This is a genomic window from Rhizomicrobium sp. (assembly GCF_056722145.1).
The window spans coordinates 1-7,058 of record NZ_JBWZET010000197.1 but is presented as its reverse complement, the minus strand read 5'-3'; the positions used below and the strand labels follow the sequence as shown (position 1 = coordinate 7,058).

Annotated in this window: 5 protein-coding genes and 1 pseudogene; 5 read left to right on the top strand and 1 reads right to left on the bottom strand. The window is 62.9% G+C overall.

The genetic code is table 11. The features are described 5' to 3' along the window. Together AC1P6P_RS10255 and AC1P6P_RS10250 are read left to right on the top strand one after the other, a co-directional pair. Nucleotides 1–1,968: pseudogene (locus tag AC1P6P_RS10255) on the top strand (hypothetical protein); the annotation flags it as partial. A gap of 48 nt (nt 1,969–2,016) precedes the next feature. After that, complete coding sequence (locus AC1P6P_RS10250) at nt 2,017–4,269, top strand: beta-glucosidase family protein (protein WP_481402341.1); 2,253 nt, start codon at nt 2,017–2,019, stop codon at nt 4,267–4,269. Between the two features lie 53 nt (nt 4,270–4,322). Here AC1P6P_RS10250 and AC1P6P_RS10245 read toward each other — a convergent pair whose 3' ends face one another. Beyond that, nucleotides 4,323–4,694 carry a helix-turn-helix domain-containing protein gene (locus AC1P6P_RS10245; protein WP_481402340.1) on the bottom strand — a complete coding sequence of 124 codons (372 nt, stop codon included), beginning with the start codon at nt 4,692–4,694 and terminating at the stop codon, nt 4,323–4,325. A 598-nt stretch (nt 4,695–5,292) separates the two neighbouring features. Here AC1P6P_RS10245 and AC1P6P_RS10240 point away from each other — a divergent pair. The 3 genes from AC1P6P_RS10240 to AC1P6P_RS10230 all read left to right on the top strand — a co-directional run. Next, entirely contained in the window at nt 5,293–5,613 is a 321-nt protein-coding gene (locus tag AC1P6P_RS10240; RefSeq protein WP_481402339.1) for an STAS domain-containing protein, read from the top strand. Continuing rightward, a complete protein-coding gene (locus tag AC1P6P_RS10235; RefSeq protein ID WP_481402342.1) occupies nt 5,610–5,978 on the top strand; it encodes a response regulator in 369 nt (122 codons plus the stop codon). The genes AC1P6P_RS10240 and AC1P6P_RS10235 overlap by 4 nt, the downstream gene beginning before the upstream one ends. Then, nucleotides 5,975–7,058: Hpt domain-containing protein (locus AC1P6P_RS10230; RefSeq protein ID WP_481402338.1), on the top strand; the 1,084-nt coding region annotated here is incomplete at its 3' end. The genes AC1P6P_RS10235 and AC1P6P_RS10230, both read left to right, overlap by 4 nt.

The window sequence follows — 7,058 nt, the reverse complement described above, 5'->3', positions numbered from 1 at the left end:
TTCCCCGGTTTCGCCGAGAGCATGATCTTCAAGTTCCTCGATGCCTCCACCGCCGACGGCTACAATCCCTATCGCATCACCCGCGACGGGTTCGATTGGGAGGTGCTCGATCCGCACGATACGTGGTCGTATATCGGCTATTGGGGCGATCATCAGGTCGCCTATCTGCTCAAGCTGCTCGAGGTCACGGACAAGTTCGCGCCGCGAGCCTTGCCCGACCTGTTGGCGCGGCGCGTCTTCACCTATGCCGACGTGCCGTATCGCATCAAATCCTATGAGGAAATCCTCAAGGACCCGCACGCGACGATCGATTTCGACAAGCCGCTGGATCGCGTCATCCGCGCGCGGGCGGCGGCGATGGGATCGGATGGCAAGGCGCTGCCGGGCGAAGACGGTTCGCCATATCAGGTCAATCTCGCCGAAAAACTGATCGTCGTCATCCTGGCGCGGCTGTTCAATTTCGTGCCCGACGCCGGTTTGTGGATGAATACCCAGCGACCGGAATGGAACGACGCCAACAACGCGCTGGTCGGCAGCGGCGTGTCGATGGTGACCCTATGCTATCTGCGCCGCTTTCTCGCCTTCGCGCGCGATCTGTTCGCCGCCGGCCGTGAAGACGTCGCCGTTTCGACCGCCGTCGCTGATGCGTTTGCGCGGGTGTGCGCGATCCTCAAGGATCATGCGCCGCTGCTGGCGGGCACGTTGTCGGATGCGGACCGCAAGGCGATGCTCGATGCGCTGGGGAAGGCCGGCAGCGACTATCGCGCGGAGGTTTATGCGCATGGTCTCAGCGGCGCCGCGCCGGTGACGGTATCGGCGCTGGTCGAGCTGTGCGATGTCGCGGTGTCCTATATCGATCATGCGATCCGCGCCAACCGGCGTGTCGACGGTCTTTATCACGCCTACAATCTGCTCGAGTTCGGCGCCGAAGGCATTGCAGTGCGGCGGTTGCAGGAAATGCTGGAGGGGCAGGTTGCGGTGCTAAGCTCCGGCGCGCTCAAGCCGAACGAGGCCGCCGACCTGCTCGATGCGCTGAGGGCGAGCAAGCTTTATCGCGCCGACCAGAACAGCTACACGCTCTATCCCGACAAGACGCTGCCGGGCTTCTTCGAGAAGAACAACATTCCGGCCGAAGGTCTGGCGGCCTGTCCGACGCTGACCGCAATGATTGCGGGCAACGACCGCCGCATCGTCGTCCGCGACATCAACGGCGTCGTCCATTTCAATGCCGCTTTCTCCAATGCATCGGTTTTGGAGCAGGCGCTGGAGCCGCTGGAATTGGCGTCGGATGAACACGCCCGCGTCCTCGCCCTCTACGAAGAGGTGTTCCACCACAAATCCTTCACCGGCCGTTCCGGCTCGTTCTACAAATACGAGGGGCTCGGCTGCATTTACTGGCACATGGTGTCGAAGCTGCTGGTATCGGTGCAGGAGATGATGTGGCGGACGCGCGACAAGACCTCGCTCGAACGCCTGCGGCTGCGCTATCTCGACATCCGCGACGGCCTCGGCACCCATAAGTCGCCGGCCGTTTACGGCGCCGTGCCGCTCGATCCCTATTCGCACACGCCGGGGTTTGCCGGCGTGCAGCAGCCCGGCATGACGGGGCAGGTGAAGGAAGACGTCATCTCGCGGTTCGGCGAGATGGGGGCCAGCGTCGATGGCGGCTGCCTCGCGTTTTCCGCCACCATGATCAAGCGCGATGAATTCCTCAAGCACTCCGACCGCTTCGATTATATCGACGTTGATGGCGTCCGGCAGTCGCTGGCGTTGGAGCCCGGCAGCCTCGCCTTTACCATCTGCCAGGTGCCGGTCGTGGTGCACGAGGACGGCGATGGCGAGATCGAAATCGCGGCGGCGGATGGTTTTGCCCGCGTCCATGCCGGCCTCAGGCTTGACGCCGACACCAGTCGCGCCATCTTTGCACGCAATGGTGTCGTGCGCCGGCTGGACGTGCGGCTCAGTTGAGTTGAACACGGCCCGCAGCGGCCGGATTTAAGGGAAGGGAAACACTCGATGTTGAAAAGCTGGATGCTGGCCGCCGCGGCCGGCACGTTGATGGCTGCCAGTGCCGATCCGATGCCGTGGCTGGATGCGAGCAAACCCGCGGGCGAACGCGCCGCTGCGGCGGTCACTGCCATGACGCTCGACGAAAAGCTCACCATGATCTTCAGCTACAGCGAGCCCGACACGCTCGACAAGGCGCCCGACGATGTCGTGCCGCCGGCGCTGAAGGCGGAAGTCCGCCGGCGGATGATTCCGGCGTCGGCCGGCTATCTGCCCGGCATTGCGCGCCTTAAGATTCCCGGCCAGTGGTTCACCGATGCCTCCATCGGCGTGCATACCGACCAGGGCCGCACCGCGATGCCGTCGATGCTGCTGCAGGCCGCCAGCTTCGATCCGTCGGTGCTCGAACTGGGCGGACGCATGGTCGCCGGCGAGGCGCGGCAGTCCGGCTTCAACATCCTGCTGGCTGGCGGCGTCAATCTCGCGCGCGAACCGCGTAACGGGCGCAATTTCGAATATGTCGGCGAGGATCCGCTGCTGGCCGGCGAGATGGGCGGCGCCGCGATCCGCGGCATCCAGTCGATGCATATTCTGTCGACCATCAAGCACTTCGCAGTCAACAGCCAGGAAACCCACCGCAAGACGGTCAATGCCACGATTTCCACGGAGGCGATGCATCAGTCCGAGCTCTTGGCGTTTGAACTCGCGATCGAGCAGGGCAAACCCGGTTCGGTGATGTGCTCCTATAATCTCATCAACGGCTTCTGGGGCTGCGAGAACGACTACCTGCTCAACCGGGTTCTGAAGCACGATTGGTCCTATAAGGGCTACGTCATGGCCGATTGGGGCGCGGTGCATTCGACCGTTGATGCCGCCAATAATGGTCTTGATCAGTTCACCGGCTATCCGTGCTGCGGCATGAAGATGACCGATGATTATTTCTCGCCGAAGGCGTTCAAGCCGGCGTTGGCCAGTGGCCAGATTCCGATGGCGCGGCTCGACGACATGGTCAAGCGCATCCTCACCGGGCTCTATCAGACCGGCACGTTCGAAGGCGACCCGGAGCAGGGCCCGATCGATTTCGTTCGCGACGCGCAGGTCGCCCAGAACGCCGCCGAGCAATCGCTGGTGCTGCTCAAGAACGACGGCAATCTGTTGCCGCTGAAGCATGCGAAATCGATTGCCGTGATCGGCGGCCATGCCGACAAGGGCGTGCTGTCGGGCGGCGGTTCGGCCAATGTGATGCCGCATGGCGGCAATGCGGTGCTGGGCGAAGAGCCGGTGACCTGGCCCGGACCGGTCAATTACAGCCCGTCGGCACCGCTGGCGGCATTGAAGAAGGAGCTGCCGCACACCGCGATCAGCTTCGACGAGGGCAAGGACATCGCCCGCGCCGTGGCTTCCGCCAAGAAGGCCGACGTCGCCATCGTGTTCGTGACCAAGTTCAACAGCGAAGCGATCGATGGCGTGCTGGAACTCGACGGCAACCAGAACCAGCTCGTCGCCGCGGTCGCCAAGGCCAATCCCAACACCATCGTGGTGTCGGAAACCGGCGCGGCGTTCCTGATGCCGTGGCTCGGCGATGTGAAGGCCGTGCTCGGCGCCTTCTATCCCGGCGCATCGGGCGGCAAGGCAATTGCGCGCGTGTTGACCGGCAAGGTCAATCCGTCGGGCCATTTGCCGATCTCGTTCCCGGCCGGCAACGAGCAGCTTGCGCATCCGGTCATTCCGGGTCTCGACCTTCCCGATAGCATGTCGGCCGATGCGAAGTACGCCGCCGGCATCACTTACGACGAGGGCGCTGCGATCGGCTACAAATGGTACGACGTGAAGGGCTTCAAGCCGCTGTTCGCATTCGGCTACGGCCTCAGCTACACCAGCTTCGCGCTGTCCGACCTCAAGGCGGTGCGCGACGGCAATGCGCTCAAGATCAGCTTCGTGGTGAAGAACACCGGCAAGCTTGCCGGCAAGGCGGTGCCGCAGGTCTATGTTGCGCCCGCCGATTATCGTGCGATGGGGTGGGAAGCGCCCAAGCGGCTTGTGGCGTTCTCGAAAGTGGCGCTGAAGCCCGGCGAAAAGCGCGCCGTGAGCTTGAGCGTCGATCCGCGGCTGTTGGCGACGTATCAGACCTCGGCCAACGGCTGGCAGATCAAGGAAGGTTCCTACAACATCGTTCTCGGTCAGTCTTCCGATGCGTCTGCGCAAACCGCGAGCGTGAATTTGCCGGCGACTGCGTGGAGCGCGGTGCATTCCGTCCCGTAAAACGGACGGGGCCAGGCGGGAAGGCTCCCGCTCGCCTGCCTGGCCGCTGCCCGTCAGCTTTCGAGGGCGGCAATCGCGTGCGACGCTTCGGGCTGGTCGGTCGTGATCGAGCGGAGCAGATTGAGCACGGCCTTGCGGACGTCGGCATCCTTGATGGCGACGAAGCACTTGAGCAGGTTGGCGCCACTGCCGTTCGCCAGCAGCATGAGCCGCTGGTCGGCTTCGAATTCGCCGTCGGGCGAGGCGGTGGGCATAGCTCGATGGGATGCCGCCTCATGATAGAAATAGTCGATCGGGACGTTCAGCTCGCGCGAAATCGCGTACAGGCGCGTGGCGCTGATGCGGTTGAGGCCCTTCTCGTACTTCTGCAATTGCTGGTAGGTGATGCCGATCCGGGAGGCGAGAACATAAGCGTCGACATCCATGGTTCGGCGCCACAACCGCAATCGGCTGCCGATGTACTGATCCATCTCCCCGGGTTTTTTCGACGCGTTGTGGTCCCTGGATTTGGATTCGACGGCCATTTGGATAACGCCTACAAAATACAACCACGCTGATGCGACAACTTGTTTGCCGCAACCACAATAGTGTGTGCGGCACCCGGCCAACGCGAAACACAACATATTCGTGCTGCGTTGATGAACGACGTTAACCAAAATTATATGGCCCCTCCAGAAGGAACAGCACTGTAACTCTCCCACGCATGACGGGACGCGGAGCAATCCCAACGTCACAACAGTTGTACATTTCGCAACGGCAGCGCGGATTTTCGCATGAAGGACACGCTGTCGTTGGTGGTGGGTGCTCGCACGATGGCGAGAAGGAATAGAACTGCACGTTGTATTTGTTGCCGGAGAAAATACACGCAATGTGCTGTGACGATTTGACCGCATCTTGTGTGCGAGCGCGCGGAACGCGATATCGCCCTGTTATAGCCCGATTAGTTACCGATTGAAGGCTCGCGTTTACGCTACCCAGGCTCGAGACGTGCCGCATGGCCGTTCGATGTTTTGGGGGGCGAAAATGCCGAAGCAGATTCGACCAGCGATTGTTGCACTTGCGGGACCGACCGACATCCGCGCGATCGGCGAATGCCACGGCACGCTGCTGCAGGCGCTGCAGCGACACAAATCCATCCGCATCGATCTGGCGCTATCCACCGACCCCGACCTGACGCTGGTGCAGCTGATCGAATCCGCGCGCCGCTTCGCGACCGCCACCGGCGTGACCGTCGCGCTGGCGCAGCCTGCGAACGGCGATTTGCACGAGATCCTGGTGCGCGGCGGCTTCCTCTCGACCGCGCAAGACCGCGAATTCTGGCTTCATGAGACGAGGGCACACTGATGGCCGCTATTCTCGCAGTTGACGACTCCGCGTCGATCCGTCAGGCCGTCAAGATCGCGCTCGGCAGCATCGGGCATTCGGTTTCCGAAGCGGTGCATGGCGCCGATGGACTCGCGAAAGCAAGCGGCGCCGCCTTCGACCTCATCATCACCGACCTCAACATGCCGCAGATGGACGGCCTGACGATGATCCGCGAACTGCGTCGCAAGCCGTCGTACGCTGGCGTGCCGATCCTGTTTCTCACCACCGAAAGCTCGGCCAGCATGAAAAGCCAGGCCAAGGCGGCGGGCGCGACCGGATGGATCACCAAGCCGTTTGCCTCCGATCAACTCGCGAAAATCGTCACCAAGGTGCTGGCGCGATGAGCAACACCGATCCGTCGGAAGTGTTTCGCGTCGAATCCCAGGAGCTGCTGGAGCAGATCGAGCTGGGCTTGCTCGACCTCGAAAGCAATCCCGGAGACAAAGAGCTTGTCGCCCGCGTGTTTCGCGCCCTGCATACGCTGAAGGGGTCCGGCGCGATGTTCGGCTATTCGGCGCTCGCGGCCTTCACCCATCATTGCGAAACGGCGTTCGATCGCGTGCGCAAAGGCGAGGCGGTTGCGACCCCGAAGCTGATCGGGGCCGTGCTGGCGGCGCTCGATCACATGCGCGCACTCGCCGCTCGTCCCGATGCCGAGGCCGGCGACGGCGAAACGCTTCTCACCAGTTTGCGCCAGGCTACGGAGGAGGAAAGCGAGGCCGCCCCCCCAACCCCGTGCCCTTCGAAGACCTGGCGCATTCGTTTCTCGCTGCCGGCGGATTGCCTGGTCAACGGAACCCGGCCGCTGTCGCTGCTCGACGAATTGCGCAGCCTGGGCGAGGCCGAAGTCGTCGCGCTGACTGATTCCATTCCCGAGCTTCCGGCGCTGGCACCGACCGAATGTCATCTCGGTTGGCAGGTCGTGTTGAAGACCGATCAGCCCCGCTCGGCGATCGAGGACGTCTTTATCTTTGTCCTCGACGACATGACGTTGGCAATCGAAGAGGAACCGTCGCACGCGGCGATCCCGGTTGACAGCGGCAACGCGCCCCCGCCGGAACCGCCGCCCGAAAAATTCGAAGCCCGCCTGCCGCTGGCCAGCGAGACCGTGCGCGTACCGGCGACGCGGCTCGACGAATTTCTCGATCAGGTCGGCGAGCTGATGATCGCCCAGTCGCGGCTGAAGCAGGTTTCGCTGGCAACCAGCGATGCCAATCTGCGCTCGGTCGCCGAAGAGATCGAACGGCTGTCGTCCGAGCTTCGCGACTCCATGATGTTCGTGCGCATGGTGCCGATCAGCCAGTTGTTCGGGCGCTTCCGCCGCCTGATCCACGATCTGGCGCGCGATACCGGCAAGGCAATCGAATTCGTCACCGAAGGCGAAGCGACCGAACTCGACAAGACCGTGATCGAGCGGCTTGCCG